Below are 25350 nucleotides of genomic sequence, written 5' to 3'. Positions count from 1 at the left end.
CGTCAGTCGCGACTCCAGTCGGGGTGCAGGCGGATCTCGATGTCGTCGGACGACGGATCCGGCGCCGGGTCCGCGGTCACGCGGACGCTCAGCGGGCAGCCGCTCTCGGCGTCGACGAAGGCCAGCGGCGGACGGCCGTCCTGCAGGTACGTGTCACCCCACCGGATCAGCGACAGGAAGACCGGCAGCAGGTCCTCGCCCGCCTCGGTGAGCCGGTACTCGTCGCGGGCCCGCTTCCCCGGCTCCTGGTAGGGGGTGCGCGCCACGACCCCGGCCGACTCCAGCTGCTTGAGCGCGCGGGAGACCGAGGGCGCGGAGGTGCCGATCCTCGCCACGAAGTCCTCGAACCTGGTCGTGCCGTAGAAGCACTCCCGCACGACCATGAAGACCGTCCGGGTGCTCAGCAGGTCGAGCACCCGGCCGGCCGAGCACCCGTCGCCGATCGACCACGCGTCCCGGTCACTCAGTCGCTTCTCGAACCTCATCGCCACCGGCCCATTGTAACTAATGCTTGCGTTACTCAGACCTGGCGTGTTTGCATCTGACTAACGAGGTCGTTATCCAGATGAGGAGTGAGTGCCGTGGTTACGGTGGCGGGCAAGGTGGTCGTGGTGACCGGCGGGCGGCGAGGACTCGGTGCCGCGCTCGTCGACGAGGTGCTGGCGCGCGGGGCGAGCAAGGTGTACTCCACCGCCCGCTCGGCCTACGTCGACAAGCGCCCACGGGTGGTGACCGCCGTGCTCGACGTGCGCTCGGCCGAGTCGGTCGCCGCCCTCGCGGAGCTCGCCCCGGACGCCGGGATCGTGTTCAACAACGCCGGGGTCCTGCTGCCCGCGCCGCTGCTCACGGGCGAGTTCGAGCAGACGGCCGAGACCTTCGACGTCAACGTCTTCGGGCCGTTGCGGGTGGCGCGGGCGTTCGCTCCCGTCCTCGCCGCGAACGGCGGCGGAGCGCTGGTGAACATGCACTCCGTACTGTCGTGGCTGGCGGGCAGCGGGGCGTACGGGGCCTCCAAGGCGGCGGCCTGGTCCCTCACGAACTCGCTCCGGCTCGAACTCGCGCCGCAGCACACGCACGTCGTCGGCGTGCACGCCGGATTCATCGACACCGACATGGTCTCCGCCCTCGACCGGAGCAAGGCCAAGCCCGCCGACGTGGCCGCGCGGATCGTCGACGGTCTGGAGGCCGGGGCCGTCGAGGTGCTCGCCGACGACGTCAGCGTCACCGTGAAGTCCGCCCTGTCCGGGCCCGTGGAACACCTGACGTTCCCGGCCGCCGGCTGACCTCCCCGCCCCCCTGACTGAGGAGCTACGAACCCCCATGCCCCTGTGGACCGTTCACCACACCCCGGGAATCTTCTCCGCCGAAGAGAAGCACCGGCTCGCCTCGTCCATCGCCGACCACTACGAGAAGGTCGGCCTGCCCCGCTTCTATGTGGTCACCCTGTTCCAGGAGACCCGGCCCGAGGACTTCTACGTCGGCGGGGAGCCCGCCCCGGTCGGGGTCCGCATCACCATCGACCACATCGCCCGGCGCAACCCCGACGAGGAGAGCAGGCGCCGCACGGCCCGCTGGATCAGGGAGATGGTGCGCCCGCACCTCGAACGGCACGCCGGGCTCCACTGGGAGTTCCACGTCGACGAGACCAGCGAGGAGCTCTGGATGATCAACGGGCTGGTTCCTCCGCCCGGCGGCTCCGACACGGAACGGCTCTGGGCAGAGGAGAACAGGGCGACCGCCTACTGACCCGGCTCGCCGGAGACCGCGGGCACGGTGATCTCCCTCTTGAGGATCTTGCCGCTGGGCCCCAGCGGCAGTGCGTCCACGAGCCACACCCTGCGCGGGTACTTGTAGGCGGCCACGCGGTCCTTGACGTACTCCCGCAGTTCCTCGGGAGCGGCCTCCACCCCGGGGCGCAGCACGACCGCGGCCGCGACCTCCTCGCCGAGCTCGGGGTGCGGGAATCCCACCACCGCGGCGAGGGCGACGGCGGGGTGCTCGTGGAGGACCTCCTCGATCTCGCGCGGGTAGACGTTGTAGCCGCCGCGGATGATCATGTCCTTCTTACGGTCGACGACGTACAGGTAGCCGTCCTCGTCGGCGCGGGCGAGGTCGCCGGTGCGCAGCCAGCCGTCGGGGACGGCGGCCTCCGTCTCCTCCGGGCGGTTCCAGTACCCCTTCATCAGGTTGGGCCCGCGGACGGACAGTTCGCCGATCTCGCCGGGAGCCACGTCCTGGCCCTTGTCGTCGAGCAGCCGCACCTCGACGTCCCGGATGGGGGTGCCGATGGAGCCGGCCTTGCGCGGCCGGTCGGGGTGGTTGAAGGTGACCACCGGGCTGGTCTCGGACATGCCGAAGCCCTCCAGGACCGGACAGCCGAAGCGCCGCTCGAAGCCGTGGAGGATCTCCACCGGCAGCGAGGCGCCGCCGGAGATGCACATCCGCAGCGTCGACACGTCCGCGTCCGCGGGGTGCTGGAGCAGCGCCGCGTACATGGTCGGCACGCCTTCGAAGACGGTGGCCCGCTCCCGGGCGATGGCCGCCAGGACTGCTCCCGGCTCGAACCGGGGGATGAGGACGAGGGAGGCGCCGCTGCGGACGGCCGCGCTCATGGTGCAGATCTGGCCGAAGATGTGGAACAGCGGCAGGCAGCCCACCACCACGTCCTCCGGCGTCATCTCCTGGATGTGGACGCTGTTGACCTCGGTGTTGTGCCGCAGGCCGGCGTGGGAGAGGACGGCGCCCTTGGGGCGGCCGGTGGTGCCGGAGGTGTACAGGAGGACGGCCATGTCCTCGTCGTCCGTGTCGGCGACCTCGGGCAGCGGCTCCTGCTCCGCCAGCGCCGCGGCGAACGCGGCGGGCTCGACGGCCGTGTGCCGCACCCCCGCCGCGGCCGCTCCCTGAGCGCCCTCGCCCGGCGCCTGGTGCCACTCGAAGAGCCACACCGCGCCGGAGTCGGCGAGGTGGAACTCGGTCTCCCGGGTCTTGAGCAGCGGGTTCATCGGAACCACGACCGCTCCGGCACGCAGGACGCCGTAGTACAGGACGACGAACTCGGGAACGTTCGGCAGCATCAGCGCGACCCGGTCTCCGGGCCGGACACCCTCGGACCTGAGCAGGGCGGCGGCGCGGGCGCTGCGCTCGTCCAGCTCCGCGTAGCTGATGACCCGCTCCCCCAGGCGCAGCGCGGGGCGCTCGGGCTGCCGCGCAGCCGTCTCCACGAGGAACCCTGCCAGATTGGCCATGACCTGCCTCCGTTACACGGCATCATCGAATGTTTACATCGTCGACATACTGCCGTCGTATGCACGCCCGGCCTATGGCCGGTGTGACAACGCATGACGTTCCGGATTGTCCCTGACCACAATGTGACGGCGTTAAGCTGCGGGAATGATCCTTTCGGGCGTGGCGGAGACGCTTCAGGCAGGGCTTCCGGAACTCGGCGAGCGCATGGTACTGCGCATCCGTGCGGAGGTCGAGGCGTACGAGGACGAGTCGCTGATCCCGCTGGACTCCCTGCGCCGCTCCTGCACCGCCAACGCGGGCCTGATCCTCACCCACCTCCGCCTCGGAGGCACTCCGGACGCGAGTTCGGCCCGTGACACGGGTCGGCTCCGGGCGGAGCAGGGGGTACCGCTGGCGGACACCCTCCACGCGTACCGGATCGGCTCGCAGCTCCTGTGGACGGAGATCCTCGCCGAGGCCCGCACCCGCCCGGAGATCTCCGTCGACCTCCTGCTGTCGGAGTCGACGCAGTTCTGGGCGTTGTCCGGTCTGTACGCCGAGTCGGTGGCGGTGGCCTACCGGGAGGCGGCCGCGGAGCTCACCTCGCAGGGACAGGCACGGCGGTCCGCCCTGGTGGAGGCGCTGTTCACCGGGATCGTCACCGACCGCACGCTGTGGGAGACCGCCCGCGAACTGGAGCTGCCCGAGCACGGGCCCTACGCGGTCGCCGCGGCGAAGGCCGGCACTCCCGGCGAGGAACCGCTCACCGGGGCGGAGGCGGCGCTGCGCCAGGCGAACCTCCCGTCCGCCTGGAGGCTTCTGCCGGACCAGCAGCTCGCCCTGATCGCCCTGCCCACTCCGGCGGCGGAGGCCATCTGTCTGCGCATCCTGCGCCGGACGCGCGCCCGCGTGGGCTTCAGTCCGCGCTTCCAGTCGTTGCGGGACACGCCTCAGGCCCTGCGCTTCGCGCGTCTCGCCCTGGCCGGGCTCGAAGGCACCGGCCCCGGTGTGGCCCGCTTCGACGACAATCCGCTCGCCATGGTCGTCGCCGCGGCTCCGGCCGAGGCCGCGCACCTGATGGAGGTGGTGCTCCGGCCGGTGCTCGACCTTCCGGCCGCGGAACGATCCCGGCTGCTGCGCACCCTGGAGCACTGGTTCGCCGCCGCCGGCTCGGCCGCCGCCGCGGCCCGAAGCCTCTTCGTCCACCCCAACACCGTGCGCTACCGCCTGCGGCGCGTGGAGGAACTGACGGGCCGCTCCCTCTCCGACCCGCGCGCTGCCGCGGACTTCGGCGCGGCACTCCTCGCGGTCCGCGATCCGAAGGCCGGTTGAGTCACTCCACGTCGATGATGTGCATCGCGGCTTCCTCCGCGGACGCGGCGCCGCCGTCAATGCCGAGGTCCCGGGCGTTCAGCTCCGAGCTGATGGAGTGCGTGCCCTCGTCCTCGGACATCAGGCGGCCCGCGCGCGTGCCGCCGACCTGGTCGTCCAGGAGCTCCCCGTCGGTGTCCGTCGCGTCGCCGAGGCCGTCGCCGTCGAGGAGAGCCGGCTCCGGCTCCTCCTCCGCCAGGCGCTCGTCGAGGGACTCGCCCTGCTGCCGTTCGGCCGCGGTCACGCCCGTGTGCTCGGCCCCGAGAGGCCGCTCCGGTGGCGAGTACCCCGCGTCGAGCGGGTCGCCGGCCGGTCCCTCAAGGGTGTCCTCGTAGTCCAGGACACCTGCGTCGTCCTGGACTTCGCTGCCGTCGGGCTGGTAGACGTCATCGCCCCACGTTTCCGTATCGGTCATGTGGAACTCCGTTCCTCACCAGATCCACGACGGCTCTCGCCCGGCTTCACTCCTCCCGCTGGAAGTCGGCCTCCGCCCGCTCGTCGTCGAGATCGGACTGGGCCTGTGCGTACAGGTCGTGCACGAAACTCCGAGCGGCCTCGGGCGAGATGCCGACGCCGAGCCGGAGCAACCGACCCATCCACTGGCCGAGTGGGTCGTCGGGTTCGGTCATGACGCCTCCTGAAGGGGAGTGCGGTCGATTCCGGCTGCCGTATCGGATGCGTGGCGGGTCAGGACGAGGACCGGTGGGGCACATTCGACGGGCGTCGAATCCCTGTTCTCCCTTCCATGGTCCCCGCCTCGGGTGCAAACGCAACCCGATGCGGGGGCCTGTCCGGCGATCCCCGTCGGGTCCGACGGGAATCGCCGGACAGGTCCTAGTCGACCCACCGCCGCAGCAGCTCCTCGCGCTGCGCGGCGCGCGGCGACCCGCCTTCCCAGGCACGCCCCCACTCCGACATCGCCGCCAGCGTCGTGGCCATCGTCGCGGCGCCGTCCGTGAGGCGGGACAGGAGGACGCGGGAGAGCTCGACCTCGGTCGGCGAGTAACCGACGGCCGCGGCCACGTAGGCCTTCAGCTCGTACGCGCCGTCACCCGACTCCAGGCCCAGCGTCATCATCGGCGGGGCCTCGCCCGTGCGGCCCGGACCCAAGGTCATGGCCAGATTCATCACCACGTCCAGGGCCACGTCCGTGACGACGCCGACCTGCCGCTTCAAGGACTTCACGGGAACGTCCGCCACCGTGAGGGCGCGCACGTCCTCCCACAGGTGGAGGCCGGACTGTCCGTCGCCGAGGGCCACCACACCGTCGGGGGTCAGGCGGACCCCGGGGGCCAGTCCGGACGGCTTCGCGCCCACGTACACGTCGCCCTCGGCGATCCAGAACAGGCCCACCATGGCCATGGCTTGCTCACTTCCCCCGACGGCGCGCCCCGCCGCCGTGTCCCACGTCAAATGATCAGGTCGCCTTCCGGAACGCGTACGAAGACCGGGAAGTTCCCGCCTTACCGGCTCGTGGAGAGCCAGGTGAGGTAGCCGCGCAGGGCAGCGGTGAGAACAGCTCGCCGGTCATCTCGGTTTCCTCTTGCTTCTCCCCCGCCTACAATGTATGCATCACAAACATTGAGTTTCGATGCAAGCAGCACACACACAAGAGCGTCAGCTATGCCGCAAACCCGTACGTATCACCACGGCGATCTGCGCGCCGCCTGCCTGCGCGCCGCGCGTGAGCTCCTGGAGGAGGACGGCAGCGCGGGCCTTTCGCTGCGCGCGGTCGCCCGACGGGCGGGCGTGTCGGCCACGGCTCCCTACCGTCACTACGCCGACCGGGACGCGCTCGTCTCCGCGGTCGCCGCGGACGGTTACCGCGAACTCGCCCAGCACCTGACCGCGGCCCGCCCCGCGCCCTCGACGCCCGACGACCTGGCAGCCGTCGCCGTGGCCTACGTGCGGTTCGCCCTCGACCACCCCGCCCTGTTCCGAGCGATGTTCGCGGAGCCCTGCGATCCGACGAGCGAGGAGCGGGTCGCCGCGACCGCCGTCCTCACGGAGTACGTCCGCGGCATGGTCCGCGATGCGTTCCCCGGCGCGGACGAGACGGGCCCCCTCCCGACCACCGTGTGGGCCCTCGTCCACGGCCTGGCGTTCCTGCACCTCGACGGCAAGCTGGACACCTCTTCGCCCGAGGTGGTCGCCGGACAGGTACGGGCCGCCGTGTCCGCCCTGTTCACCGCCTCACCGGCCCTGCGGGCGGCGCAGGAATAAGGGCTTGCCGCGGGGCCGTGCGCATGGTTCCAATGACCGCCATGAACACGCCACCGTCTCCGTCCGAGGCCCGGCACACGGACGGCTCGCCCGTCCGCCTGGGCGCCCTCGTACCGCTCACGCGGCCCGGCTGGGTCGAGGCGGGCCGGCACCTGCTCGCCGGGCTCGACCTGGCCGTGCGCGAGGTCAACGACACGGGCGGGATCGACGGCCGTCCGCTGGAGCTCGTGGTCCGGGACACCGCGGCCGATCCCGAACGGGCCGCGGCGACCGTGGACGAACTGGCAGGCCTCGGCGTGGCCGCCGTGGTGGGCGAGTACCACAGCGTCGTCGCCCGCGCAGTCGCCGCCCGGGCCGACGCCCTCGGCGTGCCGTTCCTGTGTTCGTCGGCGGTGCTCGACGCTCTCACTGAGGAGCCCACGGAGTGGGTCGCACGCCTGGCCCCGGCCCAGTCGCGCGGCTGGCGGATCTACGCGGAGTTCCTCCTCGCCGCGGGCCGGCCCCGGATCGCCGTGGCGACCCAGCCGAGCGTCTACTGGGCGACCGGCACCCGCGTCCTGCGGGACCACCTCGCCTCCCGGGGCGGCAGCGTCGTCGAACTCGACACGACCGCGCTCACCCCCGACGCCCTGTGCGACGCACTCGTCGACCACGGCGCCACGGCACTGCTCCTGCTGGTGGGCAGCCCGGAGCCGGCGGTGCCGCTCGTCCGGGCCGTACGGGGCGACCGTCGGCTCGCGGAGCTGCTGATCGGCGCTCCGGCCGGGCAGCCGGAGTTCGCGGAATGGGCCGCGGCGCTCGGCGCGGACGGTGCCGGGATCCCGTTCCTGCGCTACCTGCCCGAGCACTTCGGGCCGCTGGGCGACCGCGTCGGGAAGGAGCTCGCCGAGCGGCTGGGCGAGGCGCCCTCCTTCGTCGCCTTCGAGGGCTGGGACACCATCACCGTCCTCGCCGAGGCCCTGCGCTCCCACGGCACGGACCGGTCGGCCGTCGCCGGATCCTGGCCGCGCGTGACCGTCGAGGGCACACGCGGGCCGATCCGCTTCTCCCGCGCGCCGGGCATCGGCGTCTGGCAGTGGACGTGGGCACCGATCCAGGTCGTCGACCGCGACCCCGCACACCCCGACCGCTTCCGGGTCCTCCACGCCGGCTGAACGAGCACGGAGCCGGCCGCAGCGGCAGGTCGAAGGCGCGGCCCGCGGTGCGCCAGCCCTGTGGGTGGGCGGCGCGCATGAACGCGTGGGCGGTCGATCGCCGAAAGCCGGGAGGACCTCAGGCGCTCGCGCGCCGTATGTGCAGGTGGCCGTCGTGGGGGAAGGCAGGCGGCGACGCGGGCAGGATGCTGTCGAAGTCGTACGCACTCTTCTGCGCGACCCGACACGACGCCGGGTTGTCCACCTGATGCAGGAGTTCGAGACGCTCAAGCCCGCCGGCTCCGAAGGTGTCGAAGGCCCAGCCGGTGAGGGCCTCCAGAGAGCGGGAGGCCACTCCCCGGCCGCGAGCGCGCGCGGCGGTCCAGTAACCCACCTCCGCCGCCTGGCTGCCGGCGGCGGCTTCCTTGAGGACCACGCTGCCCACCAACTGTCCGTCGGCTGCACCCGATTGTTCCTCGAGGACGGCGAAGCCCAACCGGGCTCCCCCTGCCCAGCCCTGCTGCTGGGTCCGCACCCACTGCGCCCCGTGGGCCTCGTCGTCCACGACGGAACTCGCCCACAGGCGCAGTCCGGGATCCCGGCTCACCTCGACCAGTGCGGCCACGTCCTCCATGCGCCAGGGCCGGAGGACGAGAGCGGGAGAGGCCGGCGCCGCGGCCACGTGAAGTACGACGGGAGCAGTCATGAACTGATCATATGCAGCGGCCTTTTCACCCGCCCCGTGTCGGCTCGGGAGCGTCAGGACGCGACGGCCGCCCGGTCGGAGTCGCTGCGCAGGACGCAGAACTCGTTGCCCTCGGGATCGGCGAGGACGGCCCAGCCCGAGCCGTCGGGATTCCGGTGGTCGCCGACGAACGTCGCCCCGAGGCCGAGGAGTCGCTCGACCTCCTGATCGCGCGAGGTCTCGGGGCGCAGGCACAGGTGGAGCCGGTTCTTCACCGTCTTCGGCTCGGGCACCTGGTTGAAGTACAGCACCGGGCCCTCCGCGAGGAGCACCTGCGTCTCCCGGGCGCCCGGCCTGTCCTCCGGATCCAGCGGACGGCCCGTCACGGCGCTCCAGAACTGCGCGAGCCCGTAGGCATCCGCACAGTCGATCGCCACGTTCTGCACTACCGAAACCATGGGTGGACCCTTCCTGATCTTCGCTCCGATCGCCACAGGATGCCTGATCGCGCACCGCCCGCACGCCGCTGTGCGCCACCCGTCCGGAGCGGATCGCCCGCACCTCCTCCGCGGACGCGTTCGTCGCCCTGCGCCGACGGGGTGCACACGGGCAGTGCGCTAAGATCACGTATGGCGTAATGGAAGTCAACGCCTGTGCCTCGCGCGGGACTCGGGTCTGTCGTGTCTCAACCGTCGATTCGGCCGCGTGTGTCTGCACTGCCCTCGCCGGGCGCGCCCGCTCTCGGGTTTCCGGAGCGCTTTCTTCCGTCAGTGCGCTCCCGGTCGGCATCAATCCGCAGTGCCCGTACGAGCCACGCCGTTCCTTCGCTGACCGGCATACAGGCTCCTTGCTGGAGACGATGTGAAAATCCTTCCCGAGATCTCTCGTACGCTGAGTGAGTACCTCCTCATCCCCGGCCTGACCACAGAAGACTGCACACCGGACAATGTGGATCTCGGGGCGCCCCTGGTGCGTCACCGGGTCGGCGAGGAGCCGGGAATCCGGATCGCCACCCCCATGGTGAGCGCCATCATGCAGGCCGTGTCGTCACCGACGCTCGCGGTGGCGCTCGCGCAGGCCGGCGGGCTGTCGTTCGTCCATCAGAACCAGCAGATCGAGGAACAGGCCGCGGACGTGCGGGCCGTGAAGCGGCACAAGGCCGGCTTCCGGACCAGCGAGGTCACCGTGGCGCCGACGACGCCGCTCGGAGAGGTCGCCCAGCAGCTGGCCGACACCGAGCAGGGCGTGGCCGTGGTCACGCGGAGCGGTGACGCGGACGGCGAGTTCCTCGGGATCATCAGCCTCGACGACTTCCACCTGGAGCGTCACGGGGCGACCGAGACGGCCGGCAACCGGATGCGGGGCCGTGACGGCCTGGTCACCGCGCCGGCCACGGTCTCCCTGTCCGAGGCGAACGAGCTGATCTGGCAGCACCACCTGGACGTCCTTCCGGTACTGGAGGACGGCCGGATCGTCTCCCTCGTCCTCAAGCGGGACTACCAGGCCCACAAGACGTTCCACCGGGCGACCGTGGACGGCGAGAAGCGGCTCCGCGTGGGAGCCGGCATCAACTCCCGGGACTTCAAGGACCGCATCCCCGCCCTGGTGGAGGCCGGTGCGGACGTGCTGTGCCTGGACTCCTCCGACGGCTACTCCGTGTACCAGGCGAAGACCGTCGAGTTCGCGCGGGAGACGTACGGGGACGACGTCCACGTCGGCGCGGGGAACGTCGTGGACGGGCGGGCCTTCCGGTACCTGGCCGACGCGGGCGCGGCGTTCGTGAAGGTCGGGATCGGCGGCGGCGCCATCTGTACCACCCGGGCGCAGAAGGGCATCGGCCGCGGCCAGGCCTCCGCGCTGCTCGACGTGGTCGAGGCGCGTGACGCCTACGCCCAGGAGACCGGGGTGTACGTGCCGCTGTGCTGCGACGGCGGTCTGCTCAACGACTCGCACATGGCGATGGCGCTGGCGATGGGCGCGGACTTCATCATGCTCGGACGCTACTTCGCCCGACTCGACGAGAGCCCGTCCCGGAAGCTGCAGATCGGCGGCCAGTGGTACAAGGAGTACTGGGGTGAGGGCTCGCGGCGCGCGCAGAACGCGGCCCGCTACGGCCAGCGCGGCCAGATGGTCTTCGAGGAGGGCGTCGACGGCTACGTGCCGTACGCCGGCAGCCTGTACGACAACGTGGAGCGGACCCGGGCGAAGCTCACGTCGACGATGATCAGCTGCGGGTCGACGAACCTGCGGGACTTCCACCGCGACGCGGTACTCGTTCCGGTGTCCGCCGAATCCTTCAAGCAGACCGGTGCCGAGGTGCAGCTGCGCCGGCCGACCGTCGACTCCGGCGAGTGATCCGACCGGCCGGGGCGGCGGCCCGCCCCGGCCGGTGTCCCGTCGAAGCGGGATGAAATGGCGGGCATTGTCGGCGTCCGGCCGTGCAGGATGCTCTCCGTGAGCTCCTTCTTCGATGCGCCGACACCTCGTCAGGTCCTGCCGGGCGAGTACCCGCTCTGGGACCGGGCCCTCGCCCTAGTCAACCGGGATCTCGCGGCGACCTTGCCGGACCAAGGGCCTCTGCGGCTCCTCGGAGTTCCCGGGTACGACGGGGGCGAGGCCGAGAACGTCTACGTGGCCCTGGCCCCTGGCGAATGGCACGGCACCTTCCTGGATCCGGAGTCGGCGGACGATCCTGTGCGCGCCCTGACGGCCGTCGTCGACGCCGGGCAGGAGACGGTCACCGAGCGTCTCTGGCAGGCATGGCCCCTGTGCGGGGAACATGACCTCGGCATGCATCCACGTCTGACGGACGGGCGGCCGTCCTGGTGGTGCGCGGGCGGGCACATCCCGCGCGAGCCCGCGCACATCCGCGCGGCTGTGGGCGGTCTCGACACTCTCGTCCGCCCGCGCCGGCCGAACCGCAAGCGCCGGCGTCGGACCGGCCTTGGGGATGGCTAGGCTGTCGATCATGAAGCCCGCCCTGCCCCACGACGCGACCACCCAGCCCGCCGTCCTCGATGCCGGGGAGCTGGCCTCCGATCCCGATCTGCGGGAGCGGTTCACGGAGTCGGCCCATCGGATCCTGGCGGACCTGGTCCGTGGAGGGGCCGCGCTGGGCTGGGTCGAACCGCCCTCGCCGGACGAGGTGGCGGAGCTCCTTGACCACGTCCTCGCCGCCGTACGGGCCGGGGACGCGGCCCTCCGGGTCGCCTACGTCGACCGTCGGCTCGTCGGACTGGGGTACTGGCTCCGCTACGCCCGGCCGACCCATCGGCCGCACGCCGACCTCGAGAAGATCGCGGTGGACACCGCCGCCCAGGGCCTCGGCGTCGGCCGGGCGCTGACCACCGCCCTGATCGCCGACGCCCGGGAGGCGGGGATCGAGGTCCTCACCCTGGACGCCCGCGGCGACAACGCCAACGCCCTGCACCTCTACCGGACGCTGGGCTTCACCGAGTACGGCCGTCTGCCCGACTTCGTCGCGGTCGGCGAACGCCGCTACGACAAGGTCTTCTCCATGCTGGACTTCCGCCGACAGGGCTGAACGCTGACGCGGAGCGGGTACTCACGCCGTTTCTGAGTACGGAAGCGGTGCCGTCGCTTCCGGGCCTGCTGCTGGAATGAGCCCCATGACGACGACGCCCGTTCCCGCCCCGCACGCCTCCGGTCCCGCTCCGCGGCATCGAGGCCGCGCCGTGGCGCTGATCGCGGGCGGGGCGGTACCGGTGCTTCTCCTCACGGGACTCGCCGTGGGCTGCGCGTCACCGGCGGGCGGTTCGGTACTGTCCGAGGCGGCGTTCCACGAACACCTGCGCCACACCCAGGAATCCGGCGAGGACGCGGTGCGGCGGCTGGGCGTCGACCCGGACTCCGCGATCAAGCGGAAGGAGACGGCCGACGCCTCCTGCAAGGACGACCTGGGCATGGACGCGGACGGCGTCACACGTGACCAACCGACCGTGACGTGGACGCCCGACTTCGCGAGCGACGCCGCGTACCGGGCCGCGGTCGACACCCTGCGGAAGGAGTGGTCCGCGCGGGGGCTGACCGTGGACGACGTCCCCGCCCCGGCACAGGGCGAACCGGGAGCCGGCCTGCCGGGCGTCCGGGCGACGGACGACCGCGGCATCGAACTGTCGCTGCGCCCCGACGGTACGACGGCGAGCCGACCCTGACGGCCGACGGCGGTTGCGTACGACACCGGGGCTACCTGACGGAGTGGGAGTAGGTGGTGACCCGGCCGGGTCGACCGCGCCGCCCCACCCCCCTACTCGGGTACGACGGCGCCTTGGCACCGTGGTGTGACGTGGTCGACGATGACTTCCCCCTAGCCTCCGGGCGTCGGCAGCGGCCGACGCTCACGAGAACGGGGACGGGTCATGTCATTCCTTGCCGCTCGGCGCGCTCGCAACTCGCGGTCTTCGGGCTCCGGTTCGCCTGCGCTCCCGGCACGATTCGCGCGCCGGGTCGGGTATGCCGCAGCCCTGCTTCCGGCCTCGCTGGCGACGCTCGGGGCGGTCGCGGCCGGACGTTCGGACCAGGCGCGCGCCTGGTGGGCGCGGGTCGACGAGCAGGATCCGGCAGTACGGTCGTCGACCCGGCATCCCGGCGCGGGGCGCCTGCTCGCGCACGCGCTGGTGTGCGTGCCGCTGGGGCTGCTCGCGCTCATCCCCGTCGGCATCGAGGTGCTGTTCATCCTGCGCGGTGTGCTCTACGGTCTCGTCGACCAGGGCCCGTACGACCATTCCTGGGGCGGCCCGAGCATGGCAGGGGCGTGGCTCGTGCACTTCCTCGTCGCCCTGCCGTTCGCGGCTGCCGGCCTGGGCGCCCTCTGGCTCCTCGACCGCCTGCGCTCGCGGCTGGCGGGCTGGATGTGGGGGCGCAGGGTGGGAGCGGCTCCCGTGCTCGCCCTTCTGGCTTCGTCGGCTGCCGGTGTCGTGCTGGTCATCGCCTGGATCCACCAGCTGTGAAATCCGCTCTGCGGGGCCGCCGGTGGAGCTGGGGGTGGCCCCGCCGTATCGACACGCCGGAGGCCACGGCAGCAGCCCTGAGGGCCGCTCTCGGCGACCTCGTCGGCGACGCGGAGGTGGCCCGCCGCTCGGCGCGCTGCGCGCGGCCACCCGGGCCGAGGGCGGAACTCCGCGCGCCGCCGATCTCATCGAGGACATGCTGGCCTGAGTGGCGGCCGGAACAGCCGGGGAATGACCCAGATACGCCAGAAACCCGCCACGGGATGGTCTTGCAGACCGGAGGACTCGCTACAGGGTATTGCTCGCGAGGGCGGCGACGCGGTTCTCGTACTCGCGGCGCGCCTTGCGCTGGGCTGGGATCGCTGGGGCGCCCGGGGACTGCGGCGGGTTCTGCGGCGCTGTTAGCCTGCGGTCCATGATCAAGGGCGGTTTGGCAAGTCGAATAGGCCGGATGGCGGGGGACAGTGGGCCGGAGCGCGTGCTGGTCGCCGCCAGTTTCGTCAACCGGGTCGGCAATGGTCTGTTCAACGCGGCGTCGGCGCTCTATTTCACCTTGGTCGTGGGCCTGCCTGCGGTGCAGGTCGGCGCCGCGCTCACCATCGCCGGAGTGATCGGCTTGTGCGCGGGGATACCTGGGGGTCATCTCGCTGACCGGCGCGGCGCACGCGTGATCATGATGCTGGCCCTCGCGGTCCAGGCGGTATCGATGGCGGCCCTCGTCCTCGTCGAGAGCTGGGCCGCGCTCACGATCATCGCGACGTTCGACCAGGTCGCCGCAGCGGTCGGAGGGGCGGCGTGGGGGGCTCTGGTGGCCCGGGTCGGGGGTGAGCGACCGGCCATGTTCCGGGCGAAGCTGCGCACCTTCGTCAACCTGGGCGTCATCCTGGGAACGGTGGGTGCCGGGCTGGCGCTGGCCGCGGACACCCGTGGCGCCTATGTCACGCTGATTCTCGGCAACGCGGCGAGCTTCGCCCTGTGCTCGGCGCTTCTGCTTCTGCTGCCCCGCTATCCGGTGCTGGCGGCGCCGCCGCGGCAGCGGCGCTGGCTCGTCTTCGCGGACCGTCCGTTCCTGACGTTCACCGCCCTCTACGGGGCCATGGGACTGCAGTACCCGGTGGTCTCCCTGCTCCTGCCGATCTGGATCTCCGAGCACACCGAAACGCCGCGTTGGACGGTGGCCGCGCTGTTCGGAGTCAATTCCGCCTTCTGCGTACTGATGCAGACCAGGATCGGCTCCCGTATCGAGACCCCGTACGACGGCGGCAGGGCGTTTCGCACTGCGGGACTACTCTTCCTCGTCAGCTGCCCGATGATGGCGCTGGCGGCGTACACCCCGGTCTGGGCGGCAGTAGGACTGGTCCTGGCGGCGATCTTCGTCCATAGCCTGGCAGAGGTCTGGGAGTCCTCGGCGTGCTTCGCCCTGGGTTTCGGTCTTGCCCCCGACCATGCCCAGGGCCAGTACCAAGGTGTCCTCGGCCTCGGCTTCAACGCGGGCCAGGCTCTTGCCCCTGCGATCCTCACCACGGTGGTGCTAGGCCTCGGCACGGCGGGCTGGCTGCTGCTGGCGTTGTTCTTCGCACTGCTGGGTGCTGCTGGCCCGTCTCTTGCCCGCTGGGGTATGCGGACCCGGCCGCAGCCGGGCGTTGCTGCGGAAGCGACGAGATGACGTAGCCCTCCTCCTGGAGCCGGCGCACGATCTCGACGATGTCCAGGGCGTTGTGGAAGGTCACCGCGTTCGTTAGCAGCGCGTTGAACCTCGCGGTCTTCTCCTGCTCGACGGGGTCGTTGTCGGTGATGACGCCGCCGTTGCCGAAGCCGATCCACTGGGAGAAGCCGTTGAACGCCTCGACCGTGTTCGTCGCGGCGGTCACCCACCGGCGCAGCGGGGCGTCCGAGAGGGAGCGCAGCAGCTGGACGACGCGGCCGACTTCGCGGAACGCGGTGTAGGTGGCGTTCTTGTGGGAGCCGGCCCGCAGGCGCCGCAGCAGCAGCGTGGAGGAGATGGCGCCCTCGCGCACGGAGACGGCCACCCGCATCAGGTGCCGGAACTGGGACTCGATCAGGTCGAAGTCGATGACGTTGCGGCCGCTCTCCCCGAACAGGGCGTCGATGTGCACGTACTCGGTCCGCTTCGTGGGCCGTTAGAAGGTCAGGTCCTTCCAGTTCCCGATCCTGGGCATCGGGTCGAAGCCCAGCAGGTGGGCGAGCGCGAAGACAGGAGCACCGTGCGGTAGTTCCCGATCAACGCCTCGACGATGGCCTGCTGCCGCTCCCGGATCTGCTCCAGTTCCGCCTTGGCCCGCTTGACCTGCAACGCGATCCGCTTGCAGAACATCGTCGTCAGATCGTCCCGGGCCCGCATCCGCGCCTTGTGGACCAGGCACACCAGCAGCGCGAGCCGCTTCACCAGGCTGTAGTCCCGCAGACCCGGCGCGTCCGCTGCGTCCGCCTCACCGGCGAAGTCCGTGATCTTCCCCGAGGCGGCGCCGGCGAGCCACACGCCGGTCTCGCCCAGCTCGTCCACCCACCCGAGGTGCTCGGCCTGGGCACGGACGTGCGACCACGTCGGGGCCTTCGCCGACTGCTTCAGCCTGTTGTACTTCGTGGTGCCGGAAGTGTCCTTCTCCGACAGCAGCGCCAGCAGTTGTTCCCGGTGGGGCCTCGCCGAGCTGGCCGTAGAAGCCCATGCAGATCGCGGCGTTCACCTCGGTGCGGACCTTCGCCGCGAGCGCGTCCAGCGTGGTGAAGCCCGGCAGCTCCAGCCCGGCCTCCACGGCCTTCTCCAGCGCGATGTTGATCAGGTCCGCCGGGCGGTTCTTCGACACGGCCTCGCTCCGCATGACCGCCTCGGCGATCTTCCGGGCCTTCGCCTTGTCGTACGACAAGCCCGTCCGCTGACGTACGGCGGTTCGCTGCCGCTCCGCCGTACGGTTCGCGGACTTCGGCACCGTGCCCTCTGGCAGGTCCATCGCGCGGCGGACGAAGTCGACCACCGTCTCCGGGATCTCGTCCGGCTTCGGGAAGCACCCCTTGCGCTGGTACGACTTCAGCGCGAGCAGCTGGGCCAGAGGTGCTCGTCGCAGTCGGTCCGGCCGGCGGCCCACTCGACCTCGTCACGGCTCGGCGCGAAGAACAGATGCAGCTCATGCGCGGTGATCAGCCGCTTGAACCGCGGATACGCGGTCCTCTCGATCGAGGTCACAGCCCACCCCGGCGCCCCTGGCGGAATCCAACATCACCACCAACGACACCGGGCTGTACGGGTGACGGGGCAAGGCCCTCAACAACGCACGATCATCCCGTGGCGGGTTTCTGGCGTATCTGGGTCATGTCCCAGCCGGGCGCGGTCAGTCCTTCACGCGGAGCAGAAGCTTGCCCGTGGAGGTGCGGCCGCCCAGGAGCCTGTGGGCTTCGGCCGCTTCGGTCAGGGGGAACTCGGCGGTGACGGGGAGGGTCACCGCCCCTTCCGAGACCGCGCGCAGGGCCCGCTCGGTCAGGGCGCGGGCGGCGGCGGGCGCCGTCTGCGCGAGTGACAGGACGGAGAAGCCCGCGACGGCGTGCCCCTGGCCGTACAGCTCGGGCTGGCCGACCTGCCAGGGCGCGCCGCCGCCGGCGTTGCCGAAGGAGACGAGGCGTCCGAAGGGGGCCAGGGCGCTCAGGCCACGGCGCAGGGTGTCCCCGCCCACCGGGTCGAGGACGAGGTCGACTCCCCTGCCGCCGGTGGCCCGCCGGACGTCCTCGGCGAAGGTGTCGGGTCGGAAGACCTCGTCATAGCCGTACTTCAGGGCGTACGCGGCCTTCGCCTCGGTGGAGGCCACGCCGTACACGGCCCCGGCGCCCGCCGCCCGGGCCAGTTGGCCGACGGCCGTACCGATGCCGCCCGCCGCGCCGTGCACCAGCACGCTCTCCCCGGTGCGGAGCCGCCCCACCTCATGGATCAGGGCGTGCGCGGTCGGCAGGACCGTGGGGAGCGTCGCCGCGGTCCTCAGATCGAGGCCCTCGGGGAGCGGGAAGACGGACTCGGCCTGGGCGAGGACCACTTCGGCGTATCCGCCCCCGCCGACGAGGGCGGCGACTTCCTGCCCGACCTCCAGGCCGTCGACTCCCTCCCCGACGGCCAGGACGTGGCCGGAGACCTCCAGGCCGGGGCGGTAGGGCAGTGCGTCGACGCGGTATCCCTCCGCGCGTGCCTTGACGTCGGCGAAGTTCACCCCCGCCCAGGCGACGTCGATGGCCACCTGGCCCGGTCCCGGCCGGGGTGTCGTGGCCTCGACGACTCGCAGGACCTCGGGACCGCCGTACTCGTGGAACTCGATCGCGCGCATGGACGAACCACCCTTCAGGAAAAGCTCGGACGGAGAGCTCGGACGGAGTGTTCAACGAGAAGCGAACACCCGCACTGTATGATGGTCATCGAACATTGGGCAAGCGAGTAGGTCGCGACGAAGGGGTGAGCGGGATGGCGGAGCATGAGGGAAGCGCAAGCCACCGTGCGGCGCCCGTGCACACACACCCCGATGACGTCGCCCTCCTCACCGCGCTGTCCGCGCTCGCGGACCCCGTACGCCTCCAGCTGATCCGCGAACTGGCCTCCCAGCCCGACTGGACGCTCAGTTGCAGCAACTTCGACGTCCCCGTGGGCCGGGCCGCCAAGAGCCACCACTTCACCGTCCTGCGCGGCGCCGGTCTCGTCGAGCAGCGCGACCAGGGCCCGAAGCGGCTCAACCGCCTCCGCCGCGAGGAATTCGACGCCCGCTTCCCCGGCCTACTCGAACTCACCCTGCGCGCCGACGACTTGGGCTGAAATCCTGGCGCGTCACCATCCGCCTTCGAAGAAGGCCAGCAGCGCCGGACGAGGGTCGGCCGCTGTGGTCGTGTTCGCCACCGCGACCAGCACCACGAACAGTGCCGCGAGCACCGAGAAGACGCCGAGCGACGCGACGGTACGCCTCGTTCGCCGGTCGGCCGGCCCCGTCCTCCTGAACCTCTTCCAGGACAGCACGCCCATGACGACGAGGCCGACCGCGACGGTGGCGGCGATCACCGCCATCGCCTCGTGGTAGCGGGCGAAGTCGCCGATCATCACGTCAAGAGCGGGCGGGTCCTGGTGGCCCGCGCCCGGGGCGACGGCCAGCCGCTGCCCGACCTGAGCGAGTACGCCCCCGAGTTCACCGTCGGTCGCGCCGGTGGGCAGCATCGGCAGGAGGGAGGCGAAAGGTGCCGTCGCACCCTGGATGTTGGCCATCACCGCGGCCAGCGAGAGCAGCGCGAGCAGCGTGGTGAGCACGCCGGCCGCAGCAAGGGAGAACCTCTTCGCCGCCCCGAGGCCGTCGGCCTTCACGAAGGCTTTCCACAGCAGCACGCCGAGTGCGACCAACGCAGCCAGCAGCATGGCGGCGATCACGCCCTTGGCGACGTGATAGCGGGACCAGTAGTCGACGATCCTCTCCAAGTCCGGTGGGTAGCGCCGCTCGCCCGCGCTCCAGTACGCGACGAACGCCTCGCGGAAGGCCCCGGCGAGGTGCCCCGGCTCTCCGAAGTCGTCCCCCGGGCCGGTCGCCGCCAGCGTGCGCGGGGCGAGGACGAAGGCGGCGGCGAGAGCCAGGACGGCGCCCGCGAGGACGGCGAGTCCGCGACCGTGGAGGGTCGCCGATCGCGACGGAGCTGTGGAGCCCGTCCGCGGTGTTGCTGCTGTCATACCGACCACGGTCCCGCATGAACGCCTACGAGTCACCGGAGCAGGCCGGAGTCCGGAAGGTGGGGACAACCCCACCCCCGAGGGCGGCGAGCCCGCCGGAGGGCGCTCTCGGAGGCCGTCCGCTTCGCGTCAGCCGACCCGGTCGGACGCCGCGACCCGGTGGGCCTCGACGCGCAGGCGTCCGTACCGGGCGGGACCGGGTTCACTTTCACTGCCCGATCGGATCCATCCGTCCCTGGGCACAGTCTGGCTCGTAGGTCCCCCTGAGGCGGGCGCGCTTTGGTCCAGCACGGTCGATGACCCGATCGCGGGCGTCGCGTTGCCGGGGTGGCGGCGCGGGCGGGGTTACGGTCGGCCGCATGGTTGGTGATCGTCAAGGGTGGCTCCGGTGTCTGCTCGCCGGGGCCGTGTTCGTCGTGGGGATGACCGGCACCACGCTGCCGACTCCGCTCTACCCGCTCTACCAGGAGAAGTTCGGCTTCTCCGAGCTGACGGTGACCGTCGTGTACGCGGTGTACGCCTTCGGGGTCATCGGCGTGCTGCTGCTCGCGGGCAACGCCTCGGACACGGTCGGCAGACGGCCGACGCTGCTGTGGGGGCTCGGGTTCGCGGGGGCGAGCGCCGTCTGCTTCCTGAGCGCCGACGGGCTGGGCTGGCTGTACGCGGGCCGGCTGCTCTCGGGCTTCTCGGCCGGCCTGTTCACCGGGGCGGCCACCGCGTACGTCATGGATCTCGCCCCGCCCGGCGGCCAGTCCCGGGCGACGCTCGTGGCGACGGCCGCCAACATGGGCGGACTGGGCTGCGGGCCCCTGCTCGCCGGCCTGCTCGCGGAGTACGCCCCCGAGCCGCTGCTGCTCCCCTTCGCCGTGCACCTCGCCCTGGTGGCCGTGTCGGTCGTCGTCCTCCTGCGGCTGCCGGAGACGGTGCGGGCCCCCCGGCCGCTGACCGCCGTACGGCCGCAGCGGCCGGCTCTGCCCCCGCAGGTCCGCCCGGTGTTCGTGCCGGCGGCCATCGCGTCCTTCGCGGGCTTCGCCCTCTTCGGGGTGTTCACCTCGGTCAGCCCCGCCTTCCTGGCCCGCTACCTGCACGTGGACAACCACGCCGTGAGCGGTCTGATCGTCGCGCTGGCCTTCTTCGCCTCCACCGCCGGTCAGCTCGCCGTCGGCCGCATCGGGGTGCCCCGGTCCCTGCCGTTGGGCTGCGTCGTGCTCTTCGCCGGCCTGGCGTTCCTGGCGGGGGCGCTCTCCGTGGAGCTGCTCGCGCTCGTGGTCCTCGCCGCCGTCGTCGGCGGCGTCGGCCAGGGGCTCTCCTTCCGGGCGGCGCTGTCCGCCGTCGCGGCCGCCGCGCCGGTGGAGCAGCGAGCTGCGGTGATCTCGACGCTGTTCGTCGTCGCGTACACGGGAATCTCGATCCCCGTCATCGGAGTCGGCCTCCTGGCCGAACCGCTCGGCCTGGAACAGGCGGGCCTGGTGTTCACCGGCTGCATGCTGCTCCTCGTCACCTCGGCGGCCGCGTACCTGTTGCGCCGGCCGGTCCGCACGGGAGCAGCGTGAGGGCGGGGCGCCACCGTGGTCTACGGCGTGCGAGGAAGCCGGACCGTGACGAGGAGACCGCCGGCGGGGCGAGGCGCGAGGTCGAGGGTCCCGTCGTGGGCGCGGACGACGCTGTGCACGATGGCGAGGCCCAGGCCGACGCCCGGGTGCTCGTCGGTGCGGACGCGTTCCGTTCCGCGCCGGAAGGGTTCGGTGAGGGTCGGCACCAGTTCCGGTGGCAGCGGATGCCCGGTGTTCTCGACCCGCACCACGGCGGCGTCGTCCTGCGTCTCGGTGTGGATCGTCACGGTGCCGCCGGCGGGGACGTTGTGGACGATGGCGTTCTGGACGAGGTTCATGACCATCCTCAGCAGGAGCTCGGCGGAGCCGCTGGCGCGGGTGGCCCCGCCGGTGACGTCGAGGGTGATCCGGCGCTTCTCGGCGAGCGGAAGCAGGGTTTCAGCGGCCTCCTCGGCGACGAGGGAGAGGTCGACGCTCTCGCGGGTGACGTTCCCGCGGTCGCTCCGGCTGAGCAGGAGGAGCGCCTCGGTGAGGTCGATCGCCCGGTTGTTGACGGCCTGCAGACGTGCGACGAGTTCGTCCCGGTCGCGTGTGGGGTCCTTGCGGGCGACGTCGAGGAGCGTGCGCGAGACGGCGAGCGGGGTGCGCAGTTCGTGGGAGGCGTTCGCGGCGAAGCGCTGCTGCTCGGCGACGTGGGACTCGAGTTGTTCGAGCATCGAGTCGAAGGCGTCGGACAGTTCACGGAACTCGTCCTGGCGGCCTTTCATATGGATGCGATGGGACAGCGATCCGCTGCCGGCGGTCCGTGCCGCGGCCGTGATCCGGGTGAGCGGTGCGAGCATCCGGCCGGCGAGGATCCAACCCCCGACGAGGCCGAACACGAGCAGGAAGGCCATCGCCACGGCCGCGGCGGGGGCGAAGGTGTGCACGAGGAGGTAGCGGTTGGGCGAGATCCCGAGAAGGCCCTGCGAGTTGTCCGGTACGTAGCGCAGCAGGAACCCCCACACCACGGCCAGCATGAGGGCGCCGGCGACGGCGAGGAACCCGGCGTAGCTGAGGGTGAGTTTCAGCCGGGCGCTGAGCCCTGGGCGCCTATCCATGCGCACCGGAGTCGATCCTGTACCCGACGCCGGGCACGGTGGCGATGATCCAGGGTTCGCCGAGCCGTTTGCGCAGGGCGGAGACGGTGATGCGCACGGCGTTGGTGAGGGGGTCGGCGTTCTCGTCCCAGGCCCGTTCGAGGAGCTCTTCGGCGCTGACGACACCGCCCTCGGCGGCGACGAGGACTTCGAGGACGGCGAACTGTTTACGGGTCAGCGCGACGTAGCGTCCGTCGCGGAAGACCTCGCGGCGGAAGGGGTCGAGCCGCAGGCCCGCGATCTCGCGGACCGGGGGCCGGGCGTGGGCGCGCCTGCGATCGAGGGCCCTCAGCCGCAGGACGAGCTCGCGCAGGTCGAACGGTTTGGTGAGGTAGTCGTCGGCGCCGAGCTCGAACCCGGAGGCCTTGTCGTCGATCCGGTCGGCGGCGGTGAGCATGAGGATCGGGATGCCGCTGCCGGAGGCGACGATGCGCCGGGCGACCTCGTCGCCTGAGGGGCCGGGGATGTCGCGGTCCAGGACGGCGAGGTCGTAGGTGTGGACGCCGAGCAGTTCCAGTGCGGTGTCGCCGTCGCCGGCGATGTCGGCGGCGATCGCTTCCAGGCGGAGCCCGTCACGGACTGCTTCGGCCAGGTAGGGCTCGTCCTCCACGATCAGTACGCGCATGGCTCCAGCCTAAGCAGCACCGTTGAGTGCCGGTGCGGGGCGAGGGGTGTCCGACGGCGCTTCTCCCGGAGTGCGCCACCAGCGGCGCGAGGCGAGCGCCGCCAGGACGGCGCCGGTGGTGTTGACCAGGACGTCGTCGACGGAGGACACCCGGTCGAGCCGCAGGACGTACTGTGCGATCTCGACCAGGGCCGAGCAGCCCGCCGCGAGCGCGAGGATCCGCGGCACGGACGTCAGCGCGGTCCACCGCATCGGGGCGAAGAACCCGAGCGACGCGAAGACCAGCAGGTTGCCGGTGATCCCGAGCGACCCCATCGTGACCAGGTCCCGCAGCGGGACCAGGCTCACCCGGCCGGGGACGACACCGGCACCGGAGCCCGGCATCATGGTCAGCCACAGGAACGGCACCGTCCCGTGGACCATGCCCACCTCGGCCAGCGACAGCCGCCACGCCGACGCGACGCCGGCGGCACGCCGCCGGTACGCCAGCCCCCACACCACCAGGGCGGCCAGGGGCACCGCGACCAAGGTCATGAGCACCACACCGTTGAACGTGTCGAAGCATCCGTGCCACCGCCCGGCCATGCACCGCGGAGCGGCCATCAGGAGCGGCCCTCGCAACGCGAACAAGGCTCCGGCCAGGCCGAGCACCGCGAGACTCAGGAACACGATCCGGCGGACACGGCGGGGCGGTACGGACAGAGAGGTGTGGTCGTTCATACCCCCATTGCAGCCGGGAGCCCGTTGCCCTGACGTATCCGATTTTCGATATGCCCGCGATACACGGGGGCGGGCCCTGGGCCACGCGGTCGGTCACATGGGGAGCGAGAGCAGCCGGACCTCTCCGGGCGCCCAGGTCGCGTCGCCGTGCAGCGGTGTCCACATCGTTCGGAGCGGCATGATCACGGGCCCCTCGGGTTGTTCGACATGGACGGGCTGTTCGAGGAGGTGCCAGCCGAGTCGCCGGTAGAGCGCGACGAGTGGTGGTCGGCAGAAGAGAAGCCCGTACCGGGGTCCCAGCGTCCGGGCGTGTTCCAGGGCCGCCGAGACGACCGCACGGGCCAGTCCGTGGCCCCGCAGGTCGGAGGCGACGGCCACGCCGCCGACACCCACGACCTGGGTGTCGGCGCCGTCGATCGACAGGGGGAGCCGCAGCAGGCCCGCGTGGGCGACGAGGCGGCCCTGCTGTCTGATGCCGAAGTGTTCCTTCTTGGGCAGCCAGGTCAGTCCCGCGTCCGCGACGCCGAAGGGGTCGGCACCGTCGCCGAGGATCTCGGTCTGGTCGGTCTTCGTGTACTCCGCCAGCCGCACCACGGTCGGCGACGCGGAGGAGTGGTGATCTGCCATCCCGACATGATCTCTTCCTTGCCGCCGGGCAAGGAGGCCGGGGGCGGACGACGGCCCCGGACGGACGCGGTCCGGAGGCCGTACGCGCAGGTCGCGCCTATCGTGGGGGCAGTCTGATGGCCGGACCCGCGGCGGACGGGCAGGTGAAGGGTGAACGGACCCGGGATCGATTACGAGGCGGTGTTCCTGGCCCTGCCGGGCCCCGTCGCGCTGCTCACCCCCGGGCTGGTCTACGCGGACGTCAACGAGGCGTTCCTGTCGATGTCCGGCCGGACGCGCGAGCAGGTCGTCGGCCGCTACCTCTTCGACGTCTTCCCCGACAACCCGGACGACCCGTCCGCGACCGGCATGCAGAACCTGCGCACCTCCCTGGAGCGGGTCCTCGCCACCGGGGAACCCGACACCATGGCGCTGCAGCGCTACGACGTCGAGTCCCCCGACCGGCCCGGGCACTGGCAGGAGCGGTACTGGAGTCCGATCAACGCCCCCGTCCTCGCGCCCGACGGCTCCGTGGCTCTCCTTGTGCACCGCGTGGAGGAGGTCACCGAACTGATCCAGGCCCGCGGCGGCGGCAGTGCCGGGGAGCGCGCCCAGGTCCTGGAGTCCGAGCTCTACAGCCGCGCCAGGGAACTGCAGAAGGTCAACGAGCGCCTGCGCCGGGCGCACGCCCGCGAGCGCGAGGTGGCCCTCCACCTCCAGGAGGCGATGCTGCCCGCGCCGCGCCCCCTCGGCCACCACCACGCCGCCGTGCGCTACCGGCCCGCCACCGGAGCGCTCAACGTCTGCGGCGACTGGTACGACCTGGTCGAGCTGCCCGGCCGCACCGCGATCGCCGTGGGCGACGTCGTCGGCCACGGTCTGCGCGCCGCCGGTGTGATGGGGCTCCTCCGCAGTGCCCTGTCGGCGGCCTCACGCGTCGCCGACGGCCCCGCCCGCGCCCTCGAAGTCCTCGATCTGTACTCGCGTGACGTCCACGGCGCCGAGTCCACGACCGCCGTGTCCGTGGTGATCGACTGGACGAACCGTGTCCTCACGTACAGCAGCGCCGGCCATCCCCCGCCCGTCCTCTGCCACCCCGACGGCACGGTCGAGTTCCTCGACCGGGCCACCGACCCCCCGCTCGGCGCCCTCCCCGAACACGCGCCCCGGCCGCAGGCCCGCACCGTCTTCACCGACGGCGCGGTCCTCGCGGTCTACACCGACGGTCTCGTCGAACGCCGCCGCGAGGACATCGACACCGGCCTGACCAGGCTCGCCGACGCGCTCACCCGGCACCGGGCCGTCCCGCCCGAGGACCTCGCCGACATCCTGCTCACCGAGCTCACCCCGCCCACCGGTGTCACCGACGACACGGCTCTGGTCCTCCTCCGGCTCTGACGCC

Annotated in this window: 30 protein-coding genes and 1 pseudogene; 14 read left to right on the top strand and 17 right to left on the bottom strand. The window is 71.7% G+C overall.

Annotated features, from left to right (window positions below; genetic code table 11):
* Nucleotides 1-2: 2 nt before the first annotated feature.
* Nucleotides 3-485 carry a winged helix-turn-helix transcriptional regulator gene (locus tag AC07AW_RS16360; RefSeq protein ID WP_478816263.1) on the bottom strand — a complete coding sequence of 161 codons (483 nt, stop codon included), beginning with the start codon at nt 483-485 and terminating at the stop codon, nt 3-5.
* A gap of 96 nt (nt 486-581) precedes the next feature.
* Between AC07AW_RS16360 and AC07AW_RS16355 the strand changes: the two genes are divergently transcribed.
* Together AC07AW_RS16355 and AC07AW_RS16350 are read left to right on the top strand one after the other, a co-directional pair.
* Nucleotides 582-1283: an SDR family oxidoreductase gene (locus tag AC07AW_RS16355; protein WP_478816101.1), complete on the top strand. Its 702-nt coding sequence runs from the start codon at nt 582-584 to the stop codon at nt 1281-1283.
* A gap of 37 nt (nt 1284-1320) precedes the next feature.
* The gene (locus tag AC07AW_RS16350; RefSeq protein WP_478816100.1) at nt 1321-1746 is read left to right on the top strand and encodes a tautomerase family protein; all 426 of its coding nucleotides are present in this window, start codon (nt 1321-1323) and stop codon (nt 1744-1746) included.
* On the opposite strand, the gene AC07AW_RS16345 is transcribed toward AC07AW_RS16350, so the two are convergent.
* Entirely contained in the window at nt 1740-3245 is a 1506-nt protein-coding gene (locus tag AC07AW_RS16345; RefSeq protein WP_478816099.1) for a long-chain-fatty-acid--CoA ligase, read from the bottom strand. The two genes, AC07AW_RS16350 and AC07AW_RS16345, sit on opposite strands and share 7 nt — an antisense overlap.
* 160 nt (nt 3246-3405) lie before the next feature.
* On the opposite strand from AC07AW_RS16345, the gene AC07AW_RS16340 reads away from it, so the two are divergent.
* On the top strand, nt 3406-4557 hold the full coding sequence (locus tag AC07AW_RS16340; RefSeq protein WP_478816098.1) for a PucR family transcriptional regulator: 1152 nt from the start codon (nt 3406-3408) through the stop codon (nt 4555-4557).
* 1 nt (nt 4558) lies between these two features.
* Here the strand turns inward: AC07AW_RS16340 and AC07AW_RS16335 are convergent, their stop codons facing one another.
* From AC07AW_RS16335 to AC07AW_RS16325, 3 genes are all read right to left on the bottom strand, one after another.
* Complete coding sequence (locus AC07AW_RS16335) at nt 4559-5011, bottom strand: DUF5709 domain-containing protein (RefSeq protein ID WP_478816097.1); 453 nt, start codon at nt 5009-5011, stop codon at nt 4559-4561.
* A gap of 46 nt (nt 5012-5057) precedes the next feature.
* Nucleotides 5058-5225, bottom strand: coding sequence for a hypothetical protein (locus AC07AW_RS16330; protein ID WP_478816096.1), 168 nt, complete (start codon nt 5223-5225; stop codon nt 5058-5060).
* A 205-nt stretch (nt 5226-5430) separates the two neighbouring features.
* Nucleotides 5431-5958, bottom strand: a complete 528-nt coding sequence (locus tag AC07AW_RS16325; protein ID WP_478816095.1) for a hypothetical protein — start codon at nt 5956-5958, stop codon at nt 5431-5433.
* Nucleotides 5959-6219: 261 nt separating this feature from the next.
* On the opposite strand from AC07AW_RS16325, the gene AC07AW_RS16320 reads away from it, so the two are divergent.
* Together AC07AW_RS16320 and AC07AW_RS16315 are read left to right on the top strand one after the other, a co-directional pair.
* Entirely contained in the window at nt 6220-6819 is a 600-nt protein-coding gene (locus AC07AW_RS16320) for a TetR/AcrR family transcriptional regulator (protein ID WP_478816094.1), read from the top strand.
* Nucleotides 6820-6860: 41 nt separating this feature from the next.
* Nucleotides 6861-7973, top strand: a complete 1113-nt coding sequence (locus AC07AW_RS16315; protein WP_478816093.1) for an ABC transporter substrate-binding protein — start codon at nt 6861-6863, stop codon at nt 7971-7973.
* A 118-nt stretch (nt 7974-8091) separates the two neighbouring features.
* On the opposite strand, the gene AC07AW_RS16310 is transcribed toward AC07AW_RS16315, so the two are convergent.
* On the bottom strand, nt 8092-8658 hold the full coding sequence (locus AC07AW_RS16310; RefSeq protein WP_478816092.1) for a GNAT family N-acetyltransferase: 567 nt from the start codon (nt 8656-8658) through the stop codon (nt 8092-8094).
* A gap of 53 nt (nt 8659-8711) precedes the next feature.
* Nucleotides 8712-9095, bottom strand: coding sequence for a VOC family protein (locus tag AC07AW_RS16305; RefSeq protein WP_478816091.1), 384 nt, complete (start codon nt 9093-9095; stop codon nt 8712-8714).
* 403 nt (nt 9096-9498) lie between these two features.
* Between AC07AW_RS16305 and AC07AW_RS16300 the strand changes: the two genes are divergently transcribed.
* The 6 genes from AC07AW_RS16300 to AC07AW_RS16275 all read left to right on the top strand — a co-directional run bounded on the left by AC07AW_RS16300 (nt 9499) and on the right by AC07AW_RS16275 (nt 15273).
* The gene (locus AC07AW_RS16300; RefSeq protein ID WP_478816090.1) at nt 9499-10992 is read left to right on the top strand and encodes an IMP dehydrogenase; all 1494 of its coding nucleotides are present in this window, start codon (nt 9499-9501) and stop codon (nt 10990-10992) included.
* 99 nt (nt 10993-11091) lie between these two features.
* Complete coding sequence (locus AC07AW_RS16295; protein ID WP_478816089.1) at nt 11092-11595, top strand: hypothetical protein; 504 nt, start codon at nt 11092-11094, stop codon at nt 11593-11595.
* A 10-nt stretch (nt 11596-11605) separates the two neighbouring features.
* The gene (locus AC07AW_RS16290) at nt 11606-12181 is read left to right on the top strand and encodes an N-acetyltransferase family protein (RefSeq protein WP_478816088.1); all 576 of its coding nucleotides are present in this window, start codon (nt 11606-11608) and stop codon (nt 12179-12181) included.
* A gap of 85 nt (nt 12182-12266) precedes the next feature.
* Nucleotides 12267-12812 (top strand): hypothetical protein, encoded by a 546-nt coding sequence (locus tag AC07AW_RS16285; protein WP_478816087.1) that lies wholly within the window; start codon nt 12267-12269, stop codon nt 12810-12812.
* 204 nt (nt 12813-13016) lie between these two features.
* Nucleotides 13017-13607, top strand: coding sequence for a hypothetical protein (locus tag AC07AW_RS16280; RefSeq protein ID WP_478816086.1), 591 nt, complete (start codon nt 13017-13019; stop codon nt 13605-13607).
* A gap of 415 nt (nt 13608-14022) precedes the next feature.
* Nucleotides 14023-15273 (top strand): MFS transporter, encoded by a 1251-nt coding sequence (locus AC07AW_RS16275; protein ID WP_478816085.1) that lies wholly within the window; start codon nt 14023-14025, stop codon nt 15271-15273.
* 52 nt (nt 15274-15325) lie between these two features.
* On the opposite strand, the pseudogene AC07AW_RS16270 reads toward AC07AW_RS16275, so the two are convergent.
* The 5 genes and pseudogenes from AC07AW_RS16270 to AC07AW_RS16250 all read right to left on the bottom strand — a co-directional run.
* A pseudogene (locus AC07AW_RS16270) lies at nt 15326-15724 on the bottom strand (Tn3 family transposase); the annotation flags it as partial.
* A 32-nt stretch (nt 15725-15756) separates the two neighbouring features.
* Nucleotides 15757-16131, bottom strand: a complete 375-nt coding sequence (locus tag AC07AW_RS16265; protein ID WP_478816084.1) for a hypothetical protein — start codon at nt 16129-16131, stop codon at nt 15757-15759.
* A complete protein-coding gene (locus tag AC07AW_RS16260) occupies nt 16058-16711 on the bottom strand; it encodes a DUF4158 domain-containing protein (protein ID WP_478816083.1) in 654 nt (217 codons plus the stop codon). The genes AC07AW_RS16265 and AC07AW_RS16260 overlap by 74 nt, the downstream gene beginning before the upstream one ends.
* Nucleotides 16654-16809, bottom strand: a complete 156-nt coding sequence (locus AC07AW_RS16255; protein ID WP_478816082.1) for a hypothetical protein — start codon at nt 16807-16809, stop codon at nt 16654-16656. The genes AC07AW_RS16260 and AC07AW_RS16255 overlap by 58 nt, the downstream gene beginning before the upstream one ends.
* Nucleotides 16810-16954: 145 nt before the next feature.
* Nucleotides 16955-17932: a quinone oxidoreductase family protein gene (locus AC07AW_RS16250; RefSeq protein WP_478816081.1), complete on the bottom strand. Its 978-nt coding sequence runs from the start codon at nt 17930-17932 to the stop codon at nt 16955-16957.
* Between the two features lie 134 nt (nt 17933-18066).
* Here AC07AW_RS16250 and AC07AW_RS16245 point away from each other — a divergent pair, with 134 nt between their 5' ends.
* Nucleotides 18067-18411, top strand: coding sequence for an ArsR/SmtB family transcription factor (locus tag AC07AW_RS16245; protein ID WP_478816080.1), 345 nt, complete (start codon nt 18067-18069; stop codon nt 18409-18411).
* A gap of 12 nt (nt 18412-18423) precedes the next feature.
* Here AC07AW_RS16245 and AC07AW_RS16240 read toward each other — a convergent pair whose 3' ends face one another.
* A complete protein-coding gene (locus AC07AW_RS16240; RefSeq protein WP_478816079.1) occupies nt 18424-19305 on the bottom strand; it encodes a hypothetical protein in 882 nt (293 codons plus the stop codon).
* A gap of 359 nt (nt 19306-19664) precedes the next feature.
* On the opposite strand from AC07AW_RS16240, the gene AC07AW_RS16235 reads away from it, so the two are divergent.
* Nucleotides 19665-20858 carry an MFS transporter gene (locus AC07AW_RS16235; RefSeq protein WP_478816078.1) on the top strand — a complete coding sequence of 398 codons (1194 nt, stop codon included), beginning with the start codon at nt 19665-19667 and terminating at the stop codon, nt 20856-20858.
* Nucleotides 20859-20878: 20 nt separating this feature from the next.
* On the opposite strand, the gene AC07AW_RS16230 is transcribed toward AC07AW_RS16235, so the two are convergent.
* The 4 genes from AC07AW_RS16230 to AC07AW_RS16215 form a co-directional block, all read right to left on the bottom strand.
* Nucleotides 20879-21958, bottom strand: a complete 1080-nt coding sequence (locus AC07AW_RS16230) for a sensor histidine kinase (protein WP_478816077.1) — start codon at nt 21956-21958, stop codon at nt 20879-20881.
* Nucleotides 21951-22622, bottom strand: coding sequence for a response regulator transcription factor (locus tag AC07AW_RS16225; protein ID WP_478816076.1), 672 nt, complete (start codon nt 22620-22622; stop codon nt 21951-21953). Before AC07AW_RS16225 ends, AC07AW_RS16230 begins: the two co-directional genes overlap by 8 nt.
* Before the next feature lie 9 nt (nt 22623-22631).
* Nucleotides 22632-23342, bottom strand: coding sequence for a VanZ family protein (locus AC07AW_RS16220; protein WP_478816075.1), 711 nt, complete (start codon nt 23340-23342; stop codon nt 22632-22634).
* A 93-nt stretch (nt 23343-23435) separates the two neighbouring features.
* The gene (locus tag AC07AW_RS16215) at nt 23436-23969 is read right to left on the bottom strand and encodes a GNAT family N-acetyltransferase (protein WP_478816074.1); all 534 of its coding nucleotides are present in this window, start codon (nt 23967-23969) and stop codon (nt 23436-23438) included.
* Nucleotides 23970-24119: 150 nt separating this feature from the next.
* Here AC07AW_RS16215 and AC07AW_RS16210 point away from each other — a divergent pair, with 150 nt between their 5' ends.
* Complete coding sequence (locus tag AC07AW_RS16210; protein ID WP_478816073.1) at nt 24120-25346, top strand: PP2C family protein-serine/threonine phosphatase; 1227 nt, start codon at nt 24120-24122, stop codon at nt 25344-25346.
* The last annotated feature ends 4 nt before the right edge of the window (nt 25347-25350 follow it).

It is taken from the genome of Streptomyces sp. NPDC044003 (assembly GCF_056435185.1).
The sequence above is the reverse complement of the archived record's forward strand: the minus strand, read 5'-3'. Positions and strand labels throughout refer to the sequence as shown.

Bases quoted from the DNA above. Each gene is read 5' to 3' on its own strand.
- AC07AW_RS16360 (WP_478816263.1), bottom strand. From the start codon at position 485: ATGAGGTTCGAGAAGCGACTGAGTGACCGGGACGCGTGGTCGATCGGC.
- AC07AW_RS16350 (WP_478816100.1), top strand. From the start codon at position 1,321: ATGCCCCTGTGGACCGTTCACCACACCCCGGGAATCTTCTCCGCCGAA.
- AC07AW_RS16345 (WP_478816099.1), bottom strand. From the start codon at position 3,245: ATGGCCAATCTGGCAGGGTTCCTCGTGGAGACGGCTGCGCGGCAGCCC.
- AC07AW_RS16335 (WP_478816097.1), bottom strand. From the start codon at position 5,011: ATGACCGATACGGAAACGTGGGGCGATGACGTCTACCAGCCCGACGGC.
- AC07AW_RS16330 (WP_478816096.1), bottom strand. From the start codon at position 5,225: ATGACCGAACCCGACGACCCACTCGGCCAGTGGATGGGTCGGTTGCTC.
- AC07AW_RS16325 (WP_478816095.1), bottom strand. From the start codon at position 5,958: ATGGCCATGGTGGGCCTGTTCTGGATCGCCGAGGGCGACGTGTACGTG.
- AC07AW_RS16320 (WP_478816094.1), top strand. From the start codon at position 6,220: ATGCCGCAAACCCGTACGTATCACCACGGCGATCTGCGCGCCGCCTGC.
- AC07AW_RS16315 (WP_478816093.1), top strand. From the start codon at position 6,861: ATGAACACGCCACCGTCTCCGTCCGAGGCCCGGCACACGGACGGCTCG.
- AC07AW_RS16310 (WP_478816092.1), bottom strand. From the start codon at position 8,658: ATGACTGCTCCCGTCGTACTTCACGTGGCCGCGGCGCCGGCCTCTCCC.
- AC07AW_RS16305 (WP_478816091.1), bottom strand. From the start codon at position 9,095: ATGGTTTCGGTAGTGCAGAACGTGGCGATCGACTGTGCGGATGCCTAC.
- AC07AW_RS16290 (WP_478816088.1), top strand. From the start codon at position 11,606: ATGAAGCCCGCCCTGCCCCACGACGCGACCACCCAGCCCGCCGTCCTC.
- AC07AW_RS16285 (WP_478816087.1), top strand. From the start codon at position 12,267: ATGACGACGACGCCCGTTCCCGCCCCGCACGCCTCCGGTCCCGCTCCG.
- AC07AW_RS16280 (WP_478816086.1), top strand. From the start codon at position 13,017: ATGTCATTCCTTGCCGCTCGGCGCGCTCGCAACTCGCGGTCTTCGGGC.
- AC07AW_RS16275 (WP_478816085.1), top strand. From the start codon at position 14,023: ATGATCAAGGGCGGTTTGGCAAGTCGAATAGGCCGGATGGCGGGGGAC.
- AC07AW_RS16250 (WP_478816081.1), bottom strand. From the start codon at position 17,932: ATGCGCGCGATCGAGTTCCACGAGTACGGCGGTCCCGAGGTCCTGCGA.
- AC07AW_RS16245 (WP_478816080.1), top strand. From the start codon at position 18,067: ATGGCGGAGCATGAGGGAAGCGCAAGCCACCGTGCGGCGCCCGTGCAC.
- AC07AW_RS16240 (WP_478816079.1), bottom strand. From the start codon at position 19,305: ATGACAGCAGCAACACCGCGGACGGGCTCCACAGCTCCGTCGCGATCG.
- AC07AW_RS16235 (WP_478816078.1), top strand. From the start codon at position 19,665: ATGGTTGGTGATCGTCAAGGGTGGCTCCGGTGTCTGCTCGCCGGGGCC.
- AC07AW_RS16230 (WP_478816077.1), bottom strand. From the start codon at position 21,958: ATGGATAGGCGCCCAGGGCTCAGCGCCCGGCTGAAACTCACCCTCAGC.
- AC07AW_RS16225 (WP_478816076.1), bottom strand. From the start codon at position 22,622: ATGCGCGTACTGATCGTGGAGGACGAGCCCTACCTGGCCGAAGCAGTC.
- AC07AW_RS16220 (WP_478816075.1), bottom strand. From the start codon at position 23,342: ATGAACGACCACACCTCTCTGTCCGTACCGCCCCGCCGTGTCCGCCGG.
- AC07AW_RS16215 (WP_478816074.1), bottom strand. From the start codon at position 23,969: ATGGCAGATCACCACTCCTCCGCGTCGCCGACCGTGGTGCGGCTGGCG.